The sequence below is a fragment of the Holdemania filiformis genome (assembly GCF_003459085.1).
Taxonomy (GTDB): Bacteria; Bacillota_I; Bacilli_A; order Erysipelotrichales; family Erysipelotrichaceae; genus Holdemania; species Holdemania filiformis.
In genome coordinates, this window is sequence record NZ_QRUP01000019.1 from 21,308 (window position 1) to 42,500 (window position 21,193).

Sequence of the window (21,193 nt, forward strand, 5' to 3'; positions counted from 1 at the left end):
CGGCCCAGAAAACACTGGAACCGGCCTTACTCACCTTAATTTTTATCTTTATTCGATGTTAATTTTACGATTAAGGACATTGTCAAGTAATTAATCGGAATTGTCAGCGGCAAGGCGAAAGCTTTGGCAAAAAGTTTATCCACGCCGATCCAATTAACGAAGATCACAGTCATTACCATATTAATGATAATTCCCGGAAGATAACTGATTGGAAATGAAATAAAGCTTTTCCAATTCGGTTTTTCATGGTAAGTAAAATGCATGTTTAAAAAATAAGAAAAAAACATAGGAACAACATCACCAAGTAAACTTGAAGTCGATACTGCGATACTGAAACTAACAAAAATCATATATAATATCTGAGATAAAATCGTATTAAACGCACCGATAAAAGCAAACGATAAAAAGCTTTTATTTAAAAATTTTTCTTTTATTTTTTCTAACATATTAAACTCCTTAACTCTTTAACCTTATCTAGTTTATCATATTTTGATTCGTAAAGCTTCATTTTCTTCTTCAAACAGCCTATAAAATTAACGATTCCTTCTGAATAAAAAACTTGAATGCGTTAAGCAATCAAGCCTTAATAATTATTCAACTTTAATTCAGTCAAATCCCGGTAAACCTTTTTGTAATCCGCTTCAAGATCATGAATGACAAATAACAATTCTTCAGGTACCTGTTTATGTTTATCAATAAAATCATGACAAGCCTTTAATCCCATGTCCATCGCTTTTATCGATTGATTCAAAATTTCTTCGTCACTATCTGCCATCATCGTTTTAATCTTCTCAGTCATTTCAGATAAGACAGCCATGATCCCAGTAGAATCCGCCGCATCCTCACCATAGGAATTAATTCTGCTTGTCAATTCAGTTTCATGTTTCTGAAAAATATCTAACGAATGCTTTAATGTTTCTCTTAACTTTTCTGATTGCGCTTCGACTAAATACTCCTTAAACGTCGATGCACCCATATGACACCCTCTTAATAATTCATTTAAATCTTTAACAATTTCGTTATCCATAGAATTCATTTCATTCACCTCTAAAAATAGTATTCCCCATTTTTATATCGATCTATCCTTTTTTCTATAGATAAGTTGACTGTAGATCCATAAACAACAAGTTAAGAAAGTAAGCAGCGCAGATGCTTTTTGGATCCAGGTTCCTGAATAAGTTATAGTAATTATTCCCGACGTAACATTCTTATTATTCACTTCAACCAATCCACTGTCTTTATTCATTATTATAGGGAGTTTGAATTGTTTACCATTCGTATCCACCGCCGCAGCAGTATACCCCTTGTAATAAGTTACCGGTATTTGCATCCATGTATTGGTTCCCATCTTGGTAATTTCAAAACTTGTTTTGTTTCCTTGTTTTTCAATGCCGCAGGCAATTTCTTTATTTTCAACAGTCACACAACGGGATGCTGTACGATAATCGGTTTGAGCTACTGGCAAATAATCTGCGCCGGCGATTTCAGGTCGGACATAAAAAGAATCGCCATAGTATGGATCTAATAAAGTTCCATCTATCAAAGCTTCATACGGCATGTCTGTCCCAAAAATAATTGGTCTTTCAGCAACGGGCATAATCCGTATAAGCCCCACCATTATGCCACAAACAATTAAAAACGGAACAACTATGATGCCCGATCTCCTAAAAAATCTTACAGAGATAATCGCTGCAGCAGGACATAGAAATAAATCCGCAAGACTCATCAATCGCCACGGAAACTGAATAATTCGCATCCACGCAAAGTATTCCCAGGGAAATAATCGGCTGCATAAGAAGTAACAAAGATAACCCAAGCCGCAAATCAGATAAAGAAAATTACTTTCTTTTGTTTTTTCTTGATTAAAGAGAAATACGCCGAGCAACGGTAAAATAGGTATCAAAACGCCTAGATTGGTCGTCATTGCCTGTCCTGGATCATAATTAATGTTAGAAACGGAAAAATTCATCGTCATTTCAGTATATTGCCAGGCATTTAATGCGGTTGACGCCAAATCAGAACTTCCTGCATAATAATGTAAATATAGCTCTTGACTTGTCATTTGTTCCAGCATTGGCCACAGATAAAAGGAACATAAGCCGATTGCCCATAAAGCTGCTTTGATGATCGCTGTTCCCCTCTGTCTCTGCTGATTTAACACATGCCAGCGAATAAGGATAAAAACAATCAAAATTAGAACCATCAGATAAAAGGATAGCGTGTGGGAAAGAAGTAATCCTGAATAGCCCGTCATTAGCCAAGACCATTTTTTTTCATCACCCCAAAGGACTTCATAGATTCCAATTAAAGCCACAGGCATAAAGACAAAGGCCAGCACTTCCCCTAGAGCTCCGCGAACATAAATATCAGTGAATCGATAGAGTGAAAAAACATAAAGAAATGCAGCCAAATACATTGCCGGCTGCTGCCGGCTAAGCTTCATTGTTAGCTTTCCCATATACCAAGCCGAAAAAAAGCTGCAAAGCAAAAGCAAGAATTGATAGCTGCGCGCCAAGCTTAAGCCCGCATTATAGAGTAAGGCGGGTATGATTAAGAAAAAATCACAGTAGAACAACGGACTGGCATATCCAAAATTGTTATTCTTATAGGGGTAAATTCGCGGCATAAAAATTCCGTCTTTAAAGCTTTGCGCCAAACCTTCAATCCTGCTTAAGTGAAAACATGTGTCATGCTCCAGATTAACTCCATGAGTCCAATAAGGAGCTAAAGATAACAAGGCAATAACAAGACAGAATAGAACAAAAAACAGTTGTTGCTTTCGCTTCATCTTTTGCCCTCCTTTTATCCAAAGTACCAGCTTGGAAACCATCGCATAAATCCATCAATATAAGCTTGAGTTGTGCCAAAGCCAGCTGTCGCAGGTAAAAATAAAACAAAAAGCAAAATACAGGCAAGGGCAAAAATTTTGATCCGCTTTTCGTAACGAGCATCCTTGTCAATCAAGCATTTCAATCCGTAAACAAGCGCGACGATTAAAAATGGAACTGAAGGATAATAGTGATAAATAAAAACACAGCGAGTGACTAACATCCAAGGAATGAGCTGAGCAAAATAACAGAGTAAAATCATTCCCGCTGTTTTTGTTTTATTTCTGATAAATTCATAGGCACAGAAAAGAATCGCAAAAAACCCAGACCACCAAATCAGAGGATTGCCAAAAGCTGAGATAGTGTAAACAAGATTCTCACTGATATGATGGTAATACCAAATTGGACGGGCATCCAGTATCCATTGCCACCATACCGATTGAAAAGGATGGGTTGCGTCAAGATTCGCATGATAGTTATACATCCCCATAGTCTGCTTGAAAACTCCGGCCAGACTCCATCCCTCGCCGCGATTGATCACACATGGCAAATAAGATAAGGCGTAGATGATCAAAGGGATCAAAACAAACCACAGGCAGCACCAAAGAAGGGTAATCCAACAGTATTTAGGGAAAACTTCAATTTTATGTTTTTCTAATGCGGTTGGTTCTTTCGATTGTTTCGCCTGTCTGTATTCAACATAACGCCTGATTAAGCTGCTGAAAAATAATACGGCCAATCCCATCCCGGCATAAACACCTGTCCATTTTACGGAAACGCCAATTCCCATGCTGATTCCAGCTACGGCTAATAAACCTAATGATTTCTTAAAATCATCCACATAAAAGTTCATCAAGCAATAACGAATCATGAAATAAGTCATCAGTAAAATAAAGAAAACAGAAAAAGGTTCCAACGTAGCGATTCTCGCTGTTGTTAAATGCATAAAATCACAGGCCAGAAAAACAGCTCCCAGAGCTGCGTAAAAAGTCTTATTAAATAATCTGCGGCAAAGATCATACAACAGAGGGATCATCGCGGCGCTAAAGAGAACTCCGCCAACTCGCCACGCAAAAGGATTACTACCTAATAATTTGATAAAAAATGCAATCACTTGAGTTCCCAAAAGCGGATGGACGAAAGCATACATAACCTGACCTTCGGCAATTTCCTGAGCGTTGCGGACATGATAGATCTCGTCAAAATAAGTTTCATTCAGATACAACGGATCGATCTTCAGCTTAGACTGCTCGTCAATAACCAACTGCGGATCGTAAGCGTCTTCAGGATTACTCGAATAAACAGTCAATGGTAAAAAATCATTAAATCCCGCTCGCTTCAATCCGATTTCATTAATAACATTATTCTTTTCTCCAGCCGTGATACGAAGATAGTGATAATTCCATTGTCCTTCAATAATTTTCCACTGGAGATAACTGCTGTTATCAATTTGCGAAATATTATCCCAATCTACTAAATCATTAGATCCTTCGATTAAGACATTTCTTAAACCAATTTGATAACCGCTTTCTAACGCATTATTATCCCCCTCACCAGAGAGCAGATAAATTCGATCAAAGGCACTGCTTCCATCCTCAATCTGTAAAACAAAAGATTCATTCGGCTGAGTTGGCTGCCAACGCGTGTGCGGCAGTTCAGTGTCCCCCAATTGCCAGAATGCAACAACCAGGAACATTAACGTTATTGTCCCGCATATTAAACTGTCGAAAGCATTCCAGACTGTCTTTCCAGCGGATGTTTCTTTTGACTGTGTCTTTATTATTTCATTTTTTTTCTTTAAACTCTTATATATCATAAAAGAAACAATCAGGATAACACCTTCAATTAGAAGTAAACTAATTAATTCTTGATTATGAAAAAGCGTTAAACTTAATTCTTTTAACATGATTCAGGACTCCTTTTAGCTAATAGTATATCAGAATCAAGCTAGGCTTTCTACTCACTTCATACTTACATTTCTTTTACAACTTTACACTAACTATAGAATTTCTTGAATAAATTGTGTATTATTTTTTTAAGAACTATATTGGGGATTTATTTTTACAGGGGAGAGGAAAATGAAGAAAAAGAAATTCTATCCTTATTTCATTTTTTTACTTGTTGTCATGACCATTGAAGTTTTCATTTTTAACTGGCGCACTTGGGAATCACTTACATTTCCTCAAAGTAAACCTGGCTATCAAATTTCTATCGACGGAAATTCTATGTCCGATAAATTAGTATTCCCAGATCAAAATTTACAAACAATACAATATAATTATTTAAATCAAAATGTCCAGAATATAAAAATCAATCTGCACTGTGAAGGAAATGGCTGCCCGACTACGCTCGTTTTAAAAATCAATTATAGCGATGAAGGTCATTCCCAAATGAGTTATAAAGGGAATCAAACTTATATTGAATCTCTGGAAGAAACTCACATCATTAGAATACACCCCTATGGTGATGTAAAAAGTCTACGTATTTCTTTCCATAATCCAGATAACGCCAAATTTACTATAATCGCTTCTGAAATAAATGTTCGAGTTCCCTTGAAAATACAAACATTAAGAATTTTAACGTTGTTCATCCTCTTCATCCTTATTTATCAATTATATCAGCATCGCAGCTTCTTTACTCTCTCTTTTAAAGGAAATTCAACAAAACGGAAGACTATGATTATTGTAACTGCTTCATGCCATATCCTGTTATTTGTTCTTGTGCTTTTCTCTAATCCCTTCTTCTGGAAAGATACAGCCTATCCTCATCCTCAAGAATATCATTATTTAGCTGAAGCTTTGGCTAAGGGACAGACATCTTTACTCGTTGATCCTTCAGAAGAATTAAAACAACTATCAAATCCCTATGATAGTTCGCTCCGAATCCAGGAAGATGTCTATTATTTCTGGGATTTTGCTTATTATAAAGGTAAATATTTCGTATATTTTGGGATTGGTCCGGAACTAGTCTTCTATCTTCCCTATTTTTTAATTACAGGAACTCATCTTCCTAATCCCATTCCAATTATGATCTCTGAAATTTTCTTCATTCTTGGAGTTTTCTTGTTTTTTGAAGAAATTGTTATTCGTTATAATCAAAGAAAAATACCACTCGGTTTAAGTCTATTATTAAGTTCAGCCACGATATTGGGCAGCGGAGCTTTTTTCATAGCCAGACGTCCTGATATTTATTCAGTACCCATTATGATGGGATTGGCACTTACGATCTGGGGACTATTTTTGTGGCTGAAATCCAGGCAAACTGATCATTCGCTTAATTGTAAAATTTTGTTTATAGGATCTTGTTGTATGGCCTTCGTTGCCACCTGCAGACCGCAACTGATTCTCGGTTCTTTCTTAGCATTCCTCTTCTTCCTACCCGAATTAAAGAATCTAAGAGAAAAACAAAACCAAAAATACCTTATGGTTGCCTTACTCCCCTATGTCATCATCGCTGCAGGATTAATGTTCTATAACTGGACACGCTTTGATTCTCCTTTTGATTTTGGATCAAGCTATAATTTAACGACCAACGATATGACTCGGAGAGGTTTTGTTTTTGATCGATTCTTTATAGGGTTTTTCACTTATTTATTTCAGTTTCCGAATATACAATCTGTCTTTCCGTATCTTCAGTACGTTGAATTTAATACAAATTATATAGGGGAACTTACTCGAGAATCAATGACAGGAGGGCTCTTATCTTGCAACCCTATTCTCTATTTTTCATTTTTATTACCAAATTTAAAACGAATAAAAAAACCTAAAACTTTAATTAGCTATCTTACTTTTCCAATCCTCGGTATTCTTATTATGTTTATTGATATTCAATGTGCAGGGTTATTACAACGTTACATTTCCGATTTTGCAATTTTTATCTTTATAGGAACCACGCTTATTCTCTTTTCTCTTTATATTCAAATGAAAGATAAAGAAGTAAGAAAAATATTCATATATACAGTTTTATTTCTATGCCTGATTGGTATTTTATATAATTTATCTTTATTCTTTCTTCCGGACTCAGACAATATTGCGCTCACTAATCCTCAGTTGTACTCGCAATTCTATAGATTATTCCATTAAAGATAAGGAGAACAACCATGCAGCCTACCTCATTAAATTTCGCAGCTTTCTTAATAATCAGTTTAGTTATTTACTATATAATACCTAAACGGATTCAAAACTATTGGCTCACTCTGATTAATTTATTTTATGTCAGTTCATTCGGGCTATTGGGCGTTGTCTATTTATTTGTAGTAAGTCTTGTTGTCTATATTCTTGGACTGCGCCTAAGTAAAACAAAAAGAAAAAAGCAAAACTCCGAATTATTAATTGCTATTGTTGTGTTAGCAACGGGGTTAGTTATTTTTAAATATTATAAACTTATATTTCCATTCTTCCATTTTTCCTGGCTAGCGCCTGTTGGCATCTCCTTTTATACCTTTAAAGCAATCAGCTATTGTATTGAAGTTGCTAAAAAAAGGATGGACGCAGAAACCAGTTATCTAAATTGCTGGCTTTATCTTTCCTTTTTTCCAGTTTTTACAGCGGGGCCGATTAACCGACCAAAATCCTTTTTTATACAGTTAAAAAGGCAGCGTCCCTGGAAAACATCCCGGATTGAATCAGGGTTGATCCGTACAGCCTTGGGCTGTTTTGAAAAAGTAGTGATCGCTGATAATTTATTAATATTAGTCGATTCCATCTACTTCCAATGGCAAGAAGCCTCAGGAGGTTTACTATGGATTGCCATGATCTTATATTCTTTTCAAATATATTTAGACTTTGATGCCTACTCCAATATGGCAATTGGTATCTCGAAATGTTTTGGATTTAAGATTGAAGAAAACTTCAAAACACCTTATCTTGCCGAGAGCATCTCTGAATTCTGGCGGCGCTGGCATATTTCCCTTAGTTCATGGCTGCGGGATTATATTTATATTCCCTTAGGTGGGAATCGCAAAGGGACCATAAAGAAATACAGGAATTTGATTGTTGTCTTCCTGATTAGCGGTTTATGGCATGGCGCCTCTTGGTCGTTTGTTCTTTGGGGACTCTTTCATGGCTTTTTACAAATATTTGAACAAATCATACATCTATCGAAGAAAGCTTCGAATTCAATAATCCGGTTTTTAAAGATTATACTTAACTTTGTTTTAATTACTATCTCATGGGTATTCTTTAAAATAACAGATGTTAAACAAGCACTGGCAATATTGCAGAAAGCGTTATTTTTCCCATCCTTTAAGCTCAACTTAGATTTATTTAAAATTTCTCCAAAAGAACTCTCCATCGCTTTGTTCTTCATCTTGATTATTGTAATTTTAGATCTCCTGCGAAATCATTTCGATATGATCAAATGGTTCAGAAAAAGAAATTTTGTATTTCGTTTCTTAATTTATATTCTCTTATTCTCCAGTTTCCTTATTCTTGGCGTGTATGGAACAGGGTATGATGCGAATCAATTTATTTACATTCAGTTTTAATTAAAGAAGGTAATGACAATGAAGAAAACAATTCAGTTTATATTTAAATGTATATTATTAGTGATCACAGCTTGTCTGCTGATGACTTACTTTTCAATTGTTTTGCGTCCAAAATACTATGAGGCACCGGATGATATGACGAACAAAACAGAAGGTTTCTACGCGCTCGAAAAAGATTCGTTAGATGTCCTTTTCCTTGGCTCCAGCCATTCTTACTATGCCTTCAATCCAGCAATTCTCTGGAAAAAAACAGGAGCTTACAGTTATGTTTTCGCAGGCGAGTGTCAACCCTTTTCACAGACCTATTACTACCTCAAACAAGCGATAAAGACACAAACACCTCAAGTTATTGTCCTCGATGTCTTCGGTCTTCTGGAGAGCTCTAAGGCCTGCCAGACAGACGGAATTTATAAAAAGAACTCGGAAGGTTTGCGAAATGAAATCTATCGAGTTCAATCTCTGAAAGAAATAAGCGATAAATCACTGAAATTGGATTATTTGTTAGATTTAAGACTCTATCATTCGCGATGGAATGAAATGACACTGGATGATTTTAAATTCCCTTTCGAAAAGCACTTCAACCCTTTTTTCGGTTGGACTATGGGCTATCCTGAATCTGATAAAAAAATAGAACGAGATACCTATTATCAAACAGAAATAGTAAAACCCGATGAGACCAATCTGCAATATCTTGATAAAATTATTGATCTATGCAGGAAAAAGCATTTACCGCTCTTATTAGTCAAAACTCCTTACTATGTCACCCAGCACGAATACAATATGCTTCAATATGTAAAGCAATATGCGCTAAGCAAAGAAATTCAATTCATCGATTTTAACGATCTCTATGAAGAAATGAACTTTCATTTTGATCAGGACGGCGATATTTGGCACACTAATATCCGCGGTTCTACTAAACTCATGAATAAGTTGATTGAAGTCTTAGAACAAGATTATCACTTAAGCACTTCAAAGCCGAAAAAAATTGAATCGTATGAAACAGCTTTAGATCAACTCTACAATGATACGATGGAGAAGTTATTACAGAGCGTTGATGATATTTACAATTACTTTGATTATATTCAAGAATCAGGTTTTACATTTGCAATTAGCTATAATGGAACCGATGGACGTTCTTTTATTGGAGAATACGAAAATCAAATGTTAAACAACGCTGGTATTCAATTTGATTTTATCAATGATAAAGATAAAGATTTTATTATGATAACCCAAAATGATCAAGTATTATTTTATGAAGAGGGTAACAAGTTAGTAAAAGATTATACTTTAAAGAATGCAAGGATAAAATTTGAAAATAATAATATCATCATAAACGGGAAACAAGAAACCTCAGAAGATCCAGGACTTAAAATTGTTATAATTGATACACAAGGAAGAGTACTTGATTCATTGTATATTGATTATTCTATGGTTTTTTGGTTGGAAAATAGATAAACCTTATGCTACATAATCAACAAGTTCTTTAACACAGTTTTCATTCTCAAATTTGGTTATGTCATACGTTAAATCTTGATGATTGCGTTTTAACAAAGCTTCAAAATTCTTTTTAATTGATGCGACATCATATGTTGTACATGTATAATTTAAGCTAGTAAAAATTCTATAAGTTGGGCTATTATGTTCTGCCAAAATAAACAACGGTTTCTTTAAAAGTATATACTCTAAGCTTTTAGATGGAAGATACGGCTGCAGCGACTCAGTTTCTAAGATCGTATCAAACAATAATAGTCCATCTGACGCAATCATTTCATTCATAGCATCAGCATAGGGTATTTTATCATAAACTTTGACTATTGATGACAATTCCAGATTTTCAATTTGTTTTTTATATCTATCTATCAATTCACCATAAAAACAAAGCTCTATCCTATCTTTAAAATCTGGTATTTCTTTATTTAATTGGCTCAACGCAACTAAAAATTTATCAATTTTTCTAAGTCCATATATTCTTCCAAAATGTGCAAATTTTAATTTACCTTTATACTTTGGTTCACTCAATTTTGAAGCTTTAATCAAATCATCATAAATATTCCAACCTTTTATATAATTTAAAGGAATTATAATAGATTTCTTTTTTAATTCCTCAGTATTTTTATAATGCGAAAGCATGAAGTCTCGCTGTTCTTCACATATGAAAATTAATTGATCTGCATTATTGATAGCTAGTTTTTCATAAAGACCATTCATATAAATGAGTATGTAAACTAAAAACCCTATTTTATTGATTAACGAGTACTCTTTAAAACTTTCATGATCGTATTTATACGGCGATTTATATAATGGGTCTGAAAAGGATGCAATCCATTTAATCTGTTTTCTTTTCTTTTTTACAAAATAGGCCGCTAAATGTGTAAAAGCAGGAATCGAGGAAGAATATACAAAATCATACGAATATTGTTTTAATTTTTTTACACAAAAAAAACAATATCTTAAAATATTATAAATGCCTTCTAAAATATTTTTCTTTTCTGCGGTCGCAACAGCCTGCTCATAATTGCAAATATATTCGATATTGAATTTTTTCCAATTTAAATCTTTTTCCAATTCTTTCGTCAAACTTTGATCTTCTTTTCCTTTTAATGCAACTACATCCATCATACAATCTAAGTTGCGCAAATGCTTATAGCAAATTAAAGTAACCGTATCATTATAGGGAACAAAGCCACCCGGAATGACTAACATTTTATTCTTTTTCATCATTTTCTTTCCTTAATTTCGCAAGTTCATATGTTAATGATTTTATTTGTTCATTTTGCTGAGAAACTTTAAAAAAAAGATAATAATTCATGAGATAAGACAAAAATATGAAAACTAAAAATATCGCATTTACTGGTGTAGAAATACTAAGAACTTTAGCGATTTTATCAATTAATATCGGAAATATGCTGAGTATCAAGATAATCCCTGCCCAAGTAATCCAGACAACAGTATATCTAATATTCATTTTGATATGATTAGAGACAAAAATTATAAAAATTAATGTAATTCCCGCACCTGATAGTAAAGATAATTGCAATCCTAGATTCATAATATCCCCCTTCCTTGCTATTGAAGAAACAAGATGCTAATAATCGAATTGAACATAAATTTTATAGAACGCAGCGGATTTGAGAAATAACTTTCACCATTTTCTCGATTATCCATATTTACTTGGACTTCTTCTACTTTATATCTTCGTCTTAGTATGTAAGTTAAAGCGTCTGGTTCAGCGATAAAATTCAAATTTTCAGAAAATTCACGTATAACTTCTTTCCCCATTGCACGCATTCCGCTCGTTGGATCAGTAATCATTCGTCCTGTTTTTAAATAAATGATAAAAGATAGAATTCTGCTACCTAACATCCGTAATGACCAAGGTTTACCTATATCTTTAAATCTTGATCCCAAAACATAATCATACCCTTCATTTAATTTATCTAATAAAGTCTGGATATATTTTGGAGGATGTTGACCATCACCATCAACAACAATAACACTATCGTAATCATACTCTATCGCGTACTTAAACCCAACTTGAGTAACTGCAGCTAAACCTAAGTTTATGCTTAAGTCCAAGTGATTGATCTTTAAACAATTATAAATTTTTGCTGATTCATCTTGACTACAATCATTAATTACTAAATAATCATAATTTAATTTTTGTATATTTTTTATCAATTCAGGAACATTCTCAGCTTCATTATAAGCCGGGATAATGATTAGAGTTCGCATATTTTATCCTTTCTGTATTTAAAAATGCTTGCAAGGAAATAATTACAAAATAATTCACAGCTTATAAACAATTATTAATTCTTGATAAGCTATATTCTAATAGTTTTGCAATTGATCAACAAAGTTGTTATATCATACAAATAGAAAAATGGCTACAAAAAAGTGCAAATATTAGATTAATAAATATCTAAATATCAATTTTATTATAAATTTACCAATTAATTTTAAATACAATCATTATGATAATATAAATAATAATGTCTTCATAATTTTTTTGTTCCCTTTTGTTTATATACAAATACAATGCCAATTACACTCGTAATTATTATTACCAAATATCGTAATATAGTGTTTCTATATAATAGTATACCGGTTAAACAAAACATGATTGTAATAAATGATATAATAGAAAGATATTTATTATCAAATAATGTATTTGATTTGATATCGCTCATTTCGCATACTTTTTTACACCAATAAGATTGAAGTACAGCCCAAATAATGTATGAGAACAGGGTTGTATATGCCGCAACCATATAACCGTATACAGGGATAAATATATAATTTAAAAAAATGTTTAATACTGCAGCAATAGCTGCCGGATACATAACATACTTAGTTTTCCGAAAATAAACAGGTATATCAGAATATATATTCGTAATACAAGTCAAAAATATGCCAGCTGCGATAGGCGGCATTATATATATTGCTTCGTAATACTCTGCTGTTGCAAGAATATGTACTATTTCTGGTGCAAAAAAAGTAAGTACAAGTGCGATAAAAGCATATATAACAACAAGTGAATTAGTAATTTTTTTGACTTTTGTTCCTTTCTTCCCAATACTATTGAATAAAAACGGAACATATGATGCATGAATTGCTTGCCAAACTATTAAAGAAAGCGAACTAATAGTATATAATGTACCGTATATTCCTACTGCACTATCATCAACCATTTTACTTATCATAACTCGATCGGACACACTGAGAAGCTGCGCTGCGATAGAATAACCTACAAGCGGAATACTTAAGCTCAGTGAAAATCGCCAATATCTTGCATTAAAAAAGACTTTTCCCTTAATGAAAGTACTAAACCATAGAATGGCTGCAATACCAAAAATAATTAAATAATTAGCATACAATCTCCCATTCACAACTGAATTCGCACTACTTTTATTCATAATTAATACAACTATTACCGAAATAATAGATGATATTATTGCTGAGATCATAATTATAGCTACTGGTTTTTTATACTTATATTCAAATTTCTGCCGAGCAAACCAAAAATCTGTTGCTGGTGCAAATAAAAAGCCAAACAGCATTAATATTAAAAGTGGTTGCGATAAGCCTGTCAAGTTTGACCAAAATCCAGGAGAAATTAAATATAAAACTGCTAAAAGCAACGCAATTAACGATGTTAATGATAATACCGAAGATTGATATTCATCTCTATTATCTGAAAATGTATTTAGAGCTACAACATATCCTCCAGAAGTCAATGATAATGTTGCAAAAGCACTGATCAATGTATACCAACTATTAAACAAATTGACTATTCCTATCTGCGATGTTGTCATAATTCTTGCGAAAATCGGAGCCGTGATTATACTAAGAGCTCCCGAAAATAATGTAGCTATAGTATAAGCTAAAGCTGATTTTGCACCTTCACTCATATTTTTCAGTTTGTTGATCAATTTCTTTTTCATCCAATTATTATCCCCCTTGCATTCATATATACTTTATATATCCCAGGGTACTTTATTTTTACACGCGATTTTGCCGATATCGTATGGTTGTTTAGAATTTTTATCATAAATTTTTTTAAGTGTATTTCATGTTTCGTTGCGAATTCTGTTCTACCTTCCCTATATAAAACATCTATAAGTTCTTTATAAATAAACAAATAATCAATAATTGGATCCGGAATATTTTTTGTCTGTGAAGATGTCGTAATCCATGTAAAAAACTCAGTCCATACACATAATTCTTCTTCTATTTTTTCTATAGTTTTTTTTCTTCCTGATAATGAATCTTCATGTAAATGCCAAAAATAACAAACATCATTCATAAATTCAAAGGATTTAGATTTACATGCAACTATGCTTGAAAAGCAACCATCAGCAGAAATTCCCGTTTTCCCAAAATATCTAGTTTTACCTATAGTATCCATTTTAAAACATCTAGATGTGTCTCTCACAAATAGAATTAATGCATCTTTCCCCAATTTCTTATATAATGTATAAATATCATATATATATATTCCCGGATTTTTAAAATTTGTAATTGAATCAATTTCAAATTTCATCATATTTTTATTTGAATCATCATAAATTTTTTTTGTAGAAAAAGCTAAAATGTCAGGTTTATTTTTTTTAAGATGAATACAAATATTATTAATTCCTTCACTATCAAGCTCATCATCAACACCTAAAAACATTACATATTCACTATTGCAATTATCTAGGCCGGTATTAATTGCTGAGCTATATCCACCATTCTCCTTATTTATCAAATATCCATTAGTATGTTTTTTTATCCAACACTTAATTAATTCTTGCGTAGTATCTGTTGACCCATCATTTATAAATAGAATCAAGACGTTATCTGAATTAACTTTCTCAAGGCTTAATGCACATCGCTCAAAATACTTTTCTGCATTAAAACATGGGATAATGATTGTCAATAACTTCTCGTTTTTTTTATACATCTTTTTCACCTGCTATTCTTCTTTTTATAAGTTATTAAATTTAGAAACATCCACTAACCTTCAGTTAATATGCCAGCCAAGTTAAGTACAATAATAATAAAATTCTCTATTCATTTGTGATCGAATTCATTATAACAGCGTCTCGTGACACAATCAAATAATTACATGATCAAAGATTATAATAGATTTGTTATCATAAAATCAACAACACACTACTCTTCCTTATATTGAGGATGATTGGAAATCAAGATACCCTATCATAATTTGAATCACTAGTTGTTCAAGCCGTATAAGTATAGCAATAATGGTGCAATGTATTAATCCTAGGAACTATAAACTATACAGTGTATAAGTTTGTTAAAAAAACAATCACTCAACTCGCATTGCGCCATTCGATTTTAATAAGATAAACCAGTATCACGGTCGTCCCATGAAAAGACTGGAATGACAATGAGGAAACTGTTTCAGCAACTATTCACCTTTCAGTGTGTGTTTCCATGCACTATATTACGATTATCAACATAACCAAGGCAGCAATATCTTATCATCCAAAAATAAAAGAAGAATTATTATTTTATAACTTCAAACTAATTCATATTTTATGAATTAATTAAAACTATCCTACCACTCATTGTAAATTGAAGGAAGATAAATACATTTATTCTAGATGGCTTCAACAGTCACTTAGCTTAACAAATAATGTCTTTTTAATCAATTTGATTTTTTCGGCATTCCGACTGTCCAAATTGTTCATTATGCAATTTCTTTTTAATTTTTATTCGATAAAAGACTTCCAAGCTATGATGTGCTTCATTATATATAAGTTGTAATAGTTCATAATTAGTGTACTTAAAATCGAAAAGTCTACACGAACTTCATCTATTCCATTTTTTGAAATTTTCTAAATAAATCTTTCTTATTTCAATTATTAAATAATATAGTCGTAGTTGCCCTCTTAAAGTCCCACTTAATACGAAGCAAAAATACTTCACTAGAATAATATAGAATAGCTAAACTTACTTATATCAAGTACTAATCCTAATTACTAGACCGATTTTCTTCACATCAAACATACTCGCCATAAAATAGTTAGTAGCAAAAGCAGAAAATTTTCTGAAACTATTTTTACCTAATTAATAGTTTATCTTGCTCAGTTAAAAAAACACATTCTCTATATTACACTTTATCCTTAGACATATGAATATTACATAATATATTCAATTTTAGTTAATAACAAATCTCACTTTTTACAGTCTCTTCAATTTGTTAGTTGGATGATTCCTCTTTTTTTTCAGTAATTTGACTTACAATTTCATAAATTGAATTAGAAATATACTCTTGATTATATCTAGTATTAAATTCAACCGTTGCATTTTTTATGAATACATTTCTAAAACACATATCTATTATAACCTGATCCAATAAACAAATACTTTTTTCAGTATCATTAGTTGACAACACTAATCCGAGTTTTTTATTTCGAATATATTCTATTGAAGCTATATCTTGAGGCCCTAACGCTATTATACATCTTCTTGCCCCTAGATATTCTCCGATCTTAGTTGAAATACTTAATCGTGTGATACGCTTATTTATTTCATCTGTTGACTCAACATGCAATAAAAAATCACAATCTTCTATTAATTGCTCCACTTCTTTTGAACTTAAAAAACCTTTCCATTCAATTATTTTACTATCATGAAAATAATCCAATTTTCCCTCAGAAAGTATTGTAGAACTACAAACTTTCAGAACAATTTTATAACCTTTTTTTCTAATCAAACCTGACAATAATTGTTCAAATTTAATCAGTTCCTCATACCTACCCAACCCCAGATTCCCAGCATATAAAATATTTATTTCTCCATTTACGTTTAGTTCTTTGTCTTGAAAATTCCGATCGAGTGCGTTTGACATTATGAAATAATTTTGACCGCCGAATTTTCTTAAATATTCTTCTTTCATTTTCTCACTAATTACTACGATCCCACTTGCTCTTTTTATTACTCTTCGGAAAATCTTTATGTATCTATTTGTAATATAATGATCAATTAAGGAATATTTATAAGGAGGTTGCGTATAATCATCCGTTAGTTGTAATATAATCGGTAAATCAGTATCATCAAGAATTTGCTCAACTATATCGTATGAATAATGAAAGCCACTACCTTGAAAAAATATCAAATCCGGCTTAATATCTTTGACCCACAACAAAATATCATTCATGAACCATTTCTTTCCATTCCAGAGAGATTGCCTCAGCCATGAGAAAAACGGTTTTCTTTGAATCACTTTCTGCTTTAAGTTTTCTATAGTTTTTCCGCTTTTTTTACTGTCATTTTTATAATTATGATTAATCAACTTTTGAATTATTTTATAATAATCTTTATCTGGTTGAATAAAATTATCTTCTATTCTCAATTCACATGCATATCTTTTCTTCTTTAAACGAAAGAAATTATCTAAAGCATCATAATCATTTACGCAAAAACTTCTACTACAAAACGCACTATCATCATTATCTCTATCTAAAAACAAATGGAAAATTTTTTCTTTTGGCCACTCCTTAAAAAGTGTTTCTATTGTCTTCCCATTATTTTGTGTTTTACTTAAAGCATTGTGACTTATTATTAGTATTTTAGGAAAATATTTCTTTTTTATTTCTGACACTGTGTTTACCTCCAACTCTTTTATTTAAAATTTTCTCAAGCAGGATATAATCACACCTCCTTATGACAATACAAAACACCCGTGTAATTTTATGCAACACATTTTTTGATACTAGTTAATTATTAAAATAAGTTTATTAATAAATATTTATAGCATTAAAATATATTACTATTGATCTTTCTTATATTCACTACAGATTTTTTACATTTTAAATAAAGGTGTTTATTGTTTTCCCCATATTTTTAGCGTATCCCTAACAAAATCAGTGGTTAAAACTTTTTTCCTTGTTTCTTCTACACTTAAGCGATTGGTATTATGAGAAGTATAGGCCTCGTCTGCCATTGAATGGACTTCTCCAGCTATAATAAATTTATCGTAATTTAAATCTCTACTATCAGCTGCTACCCTAAAATATTTTCCCATATCCTCACTTCTCAATCGTTCTTCTCGAGTCATAAGTGTCTCATATAACTTCTCACCATGCCTAGTTCCTATAATATTGGTCCCGGTATCACCAAACAATAGTTGTATGGCTTTGGCTAGATCACCAATAGTTGAAGCATCCGCTTTTTGGATAAATAAATCACCAGGATTAGCATGCTCAAAGGCAAACTTTACAAGTTCTACAGCTTCGTCTAAATTCATCAAAAACCTTGTCATTTGAGGGTTAGTGATCGTGATAGGATTTCCTGCTTTTATTTGATCGATAAACAAAGGAATAACGCTTCCTCTTGAACACATAACATTTCCATATCTTGTACAGCAAATAACTGTATCACCCCTTTGTGAAGCCACTCTAGCGTTAGCAAAAATAATATGTTCCATCATTGCTTTAGAAATACCCATGGCATTAATGGGATAAGCTGCTTTATCAGTAGAAAGACACACCACTCTCTTTACTTTTTCTTCAATAGCAGCATGCAAAACATTATCTGTACCAATGATATTGGTACGGACAGCTTCCATAGGATAAAACTCACAAGAAGGAACTTGTTTCAAAGCTGCCGCATGAAAGATGAAATCAACTCCATGTATTGCATCTTTAACACTTTGAAAATTTCTCACATCACCAATATAAAAACTGACTTTTCCAGCATATTCTGGAAACTTTGATTGTAAATCGTGTCGCATATCATCTTGTTTTTTTTCATCTCTTGAGAAGATACGTATTTCGCCAATATCAGAATCAAGAAAATGCTTCAACACTGTGTTACCAAATGATCCAGTGCCACCTGTGATCATTAAAACCTTATCTTTAAATACAGTCATAAATTAATTCTCCTTTTACCTTTTGAAATTATATCTCGTTGAATGTAATTTTGGCAAGCTGAAAATAGATTAATATATTACCCATATCTTAATATAATGACACCATAATCTTTCTTGAAAAACTTAATGATATACGATCATAAATAACTCAGTTTCTTACAATTTTCAGTCGTTCAGAATTTTCCATCCCTTTCTTTTTTTATTTGTTGTATCATAGTACTATTCATCGAAGGAGGGATTCAATGAAAAAAATTCTGATTTCCATGCTGGCCTTGCTATGCTTAACGACAGCCTGCTCCAAGGCTGAAAATAAACCGACGCCCGAACCGAGCTCCAATCCGGTCATCAGCGTCGTGGATTTACCCGTCACACAAGCCCCCATCGCCCAGCCGGAATTTGAAACAACCTGGGCCTTAACGTCCACCGACGGCTACGGCATTCTCGAAAGCACCTTTTCCAACATTAAAATTATTATGAACTCCCCCGGCACCGAGATTTTCGGCGTCCAGACCTATCACGAAGGCCTGCCGCTAATTCACGGCGTCACCTACCACCTCAGCTTTGATCTCAGCGCTACGATCGAACGCCCGGTCGAGGTGTTCATCATGAACGTCGACGACAGCGCAATTGAATTCACGCAGATGCTGACCGCCACCGAAAACGGCACGCATTATGAATTCGACATCAAAATTCAGGGCAACACCTCCTGGAACGGCCGTCTCGCCTTCAATACAGGCGCGCCAACGCCCGAAACTACCTACGACTACCACGAAGTCACCATCTCCAATTTAATCCTTCAGGAAGCCTCTGACGGCCCGACAGAGCCGAATATCAAAATCAACCAGACCGGCTACCTGCCCAACGCTCAGAAAAAAGTGGTTTTCCCGTTCGATCAGGGCGACTGCTTCCAGGTGATCGACGCCAACACCAACACCGTCGTCTACACCGCCCCGATTCTGCGGAAGCTGTACAACGAAAGCACGAAGGAAACAACCTTCTACGGCGATTTCAGTGATTTCACAACCCCTGGCCGCTACCGCCTTCAATCCCAACTTAACGGAACCTCCTACGAATTTGAAATTCAGGAAGACCTGTACCACAACCTGCTGGATCAGACCGTCAAAATGCTCTCATTGCAGCGCTGCGGTCAGACGTTAACCGCCGACTGGGCCGGGGCCTTCGCCCATGAACAATGCCACACCCAGATCGCTACGATCTACGGCACTGATCAGCAGCTGGATGTCAGCGGCGGCTGGCATGACGCCGGCGATTACGGCCGCTATGTGCCGACGGGGACAAAAACGGTCATCGATCTGATGCTCGCCTACCAAATGAACCCGCATTTGTTCACCGACGCGATCGGCATTCCGGAAAGCGGCAACGGCGTCGCGGATATTCTTGATGAAGCCCGCGTCGAGTTAGAATGGCTGTTAAAGATGCAGAACGGCTGGGGCGGCGTTTATGACAAAGTCGTCACTGCACAATTCCCGGATTTCATCATGCCGGATCAAGACCAGGCTCCGCTCTATATCATGCAGGAAATGACAACCTCAACCGGCGATTTTGTCGGCGCGATGGCCTTGGCCTATTCTATTTATCAAGATATCGATCCTGAGTTCGCCCGGCGATGCCTGGACGCCGCGAAGCTGTCTTGGGACTATCTGCAGTCAGCCACCCTCTCTGTCTACACCAATCCGGAAGGCTTTTCCGCCGGCCAATACAGCGACGACAACGATACCGATGAGCGCTATCTCGCCTCGGCCGCTCTCTACGCCGCGACCGGCGAACAAAAATATCTCGATTCCGTAAAAACGATATTCCAGGCCAGCGCCGATCAGCTGACCGGCGTGCAGTGGAAAACGATGGGATCTTACGGCACCTACCTGATGTTAAAACTTTCCGACGTTCAAAACGCCGATTCCGCATTCTATCAACAACTGCTGTCCAAATTGATCACCGATGCCGAACAGGTCCTCAACGCCACGTCCAACGACGGCTATTTTGTTTCCCTGTATTCCGCATACGCCTGGGGCAGCAATGCCGATATCGCCAACAACGGTTTAATTCTGGCCCTGGCCAACGATATCCGCGCCAACGTCAACTATGTCAACAGCGCGGCAGATCATCTTCATTATCTGTTGGGGCGCAACAGCCTGAATCTCTCCTTTGTAACCAATTCCGGAATCCATTCACCTCAGCACCTCCATCACCGTCCTGCCTCAGCGGCAAACGCTCTGCTGCCCGGCGCGCTGGTAGGCGGTCCGGATTCCGCGCTCGAGGATCCGGTGACCCAATCGATGTTCAACGGCGATACCGCTCCCGCAAAGTGTTATGTCGACGATGCGGAAAGCTATTCAACCAACGAAGTAGCGATTTATTGGAATTCCCCGCTGGTGGCTCTGATCAGCGCCGTAGAAAACGCCAACTAACCAGCCTTTCCAAAAATGACTTTCTTCCCTCTCGTTCACGGTCCAGCTTAGCTGAACACGAACCAAGGCG

At 34.6% G+C, this 21,193-nt stretch carries 15 protein-coding genes; 4 read left to right on the forward strand and 11 right to left on the reverse strand.

All coding sequences use genetic code 11. The features are described from left to right. Nucleotides 1-35: 35 nt before the first annotated feature. From DWY25_RS13565 to DWY25_RS13580, 4 genes are all read right to left on the reverse strand, one after another. Nucleotides 36-446: a GtrA family protein gene (locus DWY25_RS13565; RefSeq protein WP_006059737.1), complete on the reverse strand. Its 411-nt coding sequence runs from the start codon at nt 444-446 to the stop codon at nt 36-38. 137 nt (nt 447-583) lie between these two features. Further along, nucleotides 584-1,036 carry a DUF2383 domain-containing protein gene (locus DWY25_RS13570; RefSeq protein WP_006059738.1) on the reverse strand — a complete coding sequence of 151 codons (453 nt, stop codon included), beginning with the start codon at nt 1,034-1,036 and terminating at the stop codon, nt 584-586. A gap of 33 nt (nt 1,037-1,069) precedes the next feature. Beyond that, nucleotides 1,070-2,788: a hypothetical protein gene (locus tag DWY25_RS13575; protein ID WP_117895683.1), complete on the reverse strand. Its 1,719-nt coding sequence runs from the start codon at nt 2,786-2,788 to the stop codon at nt 1,070-1,072. Nucleotides 2,789-2,802: 14 nt separating this feature from the next. Next, complete coding sequence (locus DWY25_RS13580) at nt 2,803-4,734, reverse strand: phospholipid carrier-dependent glycosyltransferase (RefSeq protein WP_117895684.1); 1,932 nt, start codon at nt 4,732-4,734, stop codon at nt 2,803-2,805. A 172-nt stretch (nt 4,735-4,906) separates the two neighbouring features. Here DWY25_RS13580 and DWY25_RS13585 point away from each other — a divergent pair, with 172 nt between their 5' ends. Genes DWY25_RS13585 through DWY25_RS13595 form a run of 3 tightly spaced genes read left to right on the forward strand, consistent with a single transcriptional unit; the run spans nt 4,907 to nt 9,768 of the window. After that, complete coding sequence (locus DWY25_RS13585) at nt 4,907-6,910, forward strand: hypothetical protein (protein WP_117895685.1); 2,004 nt, start codon at nt 4,907-4,909, stop codon at nt 6,908-6,910. A gap of 17 nt (nt 6,911-6,927) precedes the next feature. Continuing rightward, the gene (locus DWY25_RS13590) at nt 6,928-8,313 is read left to right on the forward strand and encodes an MBOAT family O-acyltransferase (RefSeq protein WP_117895686.1); all 1,386 of its coding nucleotides are present in this window, start codon (nt 6,928-6,930) and stop codon (nt 8,311-8,313) included. Nucleotides 8,314-8,331: 18 nt separating this feature from the next. Further along, the gene (locus DWY25_RS13595) at nt 8,332-9,768 is read left to right on the forward strand and encodes a hypothetical protein (protein WP_117895687.1); all 1,437 of its coding nucleotides are present in this window, start codon (nt 8,332-8,334) and stop codon (nt 9,766-9,768) included. A gap of 3 nt (nt 9,769-9,771) precedes the next feature. Here DWY25_RS13595 and DWY25_RS13600 read toward each other — a convergent pair whose 3' ends face one another. The 7 genes from DWY25_RS13600 to DWY25_RS13630 all read right to left on the reverse strand — a co-directional run bounded on the left by DWY25_RS13600 (nt 9,772) and on the right by DWY25_RS13630 (nt 18,694). After that, entirely contained in the window at nt 9,772-11,031 is a 1,260-nt protein-coding gene (locus DWY25_RS13600) for a glycosyltransferase family protein (RefSeq protein ID WP_117895688.1), read from the reverse strand. Next, the gene (locus tag DWY25_RS13605; RefSeq protein WP_117895689.1) at nt 11,018-11,362 is read right to left on the reverse strand and encodes a DUF2304 domain-containing protein; all 345 of its coding nucleotides are present in this window, start codon (nt 11,360-11,362) and stop codon (nt 11,018-11,020) included. Before DWY25_RS13605 ends, DWY25_RS13600 begins: the two co-directional genes overlap by 14 nt. Before the next feature lie 17 nt (nt 11,363-11,379). Next, entirely contained in the window at nt 11,380-12,045 is a 666-nt protein-coding gene (locus DWY25_RS13610; RefSeq protein WP_117895690.1) for a glycosyltransferase family 2 protein, read from the reverse strand. Nucleotides 12,046-12,308: 263 nt separating this feature from the next. Continuing rightward, the gene (locus DWY25_RS13615) at nt 12,309-13,754 is read right to left on the reverse strand and encodes a lipopolysaccharide biosynthesis protein (protein WP_117895691.1); all 1,446 of its coding nucleotides are present in this window, start codon (nt 13,752-13,754) and stop codon (nt 12,309-12,311) included. After that, nucleotides 13,751-14,755, reverse strand: a complete 1,005-nt coding sequence (locus DWY25_RS13620; RefSeq protein ID WP_117895692.1) for a glycosyltransferase family 2 protein — start codon at nt 14,753-14,755, stop codon at nt 13,751-13,753. The genes DWY25_RS13615 and DWY25_RS13620 overlap by 4 nt, the downstream gene beginning before the upstream one ends. A gap of 1,266 nt (nt 14,756-16,021) precedes the next feature. Then, complete coding sequence (locus DWY25_RS13625) at nt 16,022-17,425, reverse strand: glycosyltransferase family protein (RefSeq protein WP_117895693.1); 1,404 nt, start codon at nt 17,423-17,425, stop codon at nt 16,022-16,024. 222 nt (nt 17,426-17,647) lie between these two features. Beyond that, the gene (locus DWY25_RS13630; protein ID WP_117895694.1) at nt 17,648-18,694 is read right to left on the reverse strand and encodes a polysaccharide biosynthesis protein; all 1,047 of its coding nucleotides are present in this window, start codon (nt 18,692-18,694) and stop codon (nt 17,648-17,650) included. A gap of 242 nt (nt 18,695-18,936) precedes the next feature. Here DWY25_RS13630 and DWY25_RS13635 point away from each other — a divergent pair, with 242 nt between their 5' ends. Further along, nucleotides 18,937-21,123 carry a glycoside hydrolase family 9 protein gene (locus DWY25_RS13635; protein WP_117895695.1) on the forward strand — a complete coding sequence of 729 codons (2,187 nt, stop codon included), beginning with the start codon at nt 18,937-18,939 and terminating at the stop codon, nt 21,121-21,123. Nucleotides 21,124-21,193 lie beyond the last annotated feature (70 nt).

Bases quoted from the DNA above. Each gene is read 5' to 3' on its own strand.
- DWY25_RS13565 (WP_006059737.1), bottom strand. From the start codon at position 446: ATGTTAGAAAAAATAAAAGAAAAATTTTTAAATAAAAGCTTTTTATCG.
- DWY25_RS13570 (WP_006059738.1), bottom strand. From the start codon at position 1,036: ATGAATTCTATGGATAACGAAATTGTTAAAGATTTAAATGAATTATTA.
- DWY25_RS13575 (WP_117895683.1), bottom strand. From the start codon at position 2,788: ATGAAGCGAAAGCAACAACTGTTTTTTGTTCTATTCTGTCTTGTTATT.
- DWY25_RS13580 (WP_117895684.1), bottom strand. From the start codon at position 4,734: ATGTTAAAAGAATTAAGTTTAACGCTTTTTCATAATCAAGAATTAATT.
- DWY25_RS13585 (WP_117895685.1), top strand. From the start codon at position 4,907: ATGAAGAAAAAGAAATTCTATCCTTATTTCATTTTTTTACTTGTTGTC.
- DWY25_RS13590 (WP_117895686.1), top strand. From the start codon at position 6,928: ATGCAGCCTACCTCATTAAATTTCGCAGCTTTCTTAATAATCAGTTTA.
- DWY25_RS13595 (WP_117895687.1), top strand. From the start codon at position 8,332: ATGAAGAAAACAATTCAGTTTATATTTAAATGTATATTATTAGTGATC.
- DWY25_RS13600 (WP_117895688.1), bottom strand. From the start codon at position 11,031: ATGAAAAAGAATAAAATGTTAGTCATTCCGGGTGGCTTTGTTCCCTAT.
- DWY25_RS13605 (WP_117895689.1), bottom strand. From the start codon at position 11,362: ATGAATCTAGGATTGCAATTATCTTTACTATCAGGTGCGGGAATTACA.
- DWY25_RS13610 (WP_117895690.1), bottom strand. From the start codon at position 12,045: ATGCGAACTCTAATCATTATCCCGGCTTATAATGAAGCTGAGAATGTT.
- DWY25_RS13615 (WP_117895691.1), bottom strand. From the start codon at position 13,754: ATGAAAAAGAAATTGATCAACAAACTGAAAAATATGAGTGAAGGTGCA.
- DWY25_RS13620 (WP_117895692.1), bottom strand. From the start codon at position 14,755: ATGTATAAAAAAAACGAGAAGTTATTGACAATCATTATCCCATGTTTT.
- DWY25_RS13630 (WP_117895694.1), bottom strand. From the start codon at position 18,694: ATGACTGTATTTAAAGATAAGGTTTTAATGATCACAGGTGGCACTGGA.
- DWY25_RS13635 (WP_117895695.1), top strand. From the start codon at position 18,937: ATGAAAAAAATTCTGATTTCCATGCTGGCCTTGCTATGCTTAACGACA.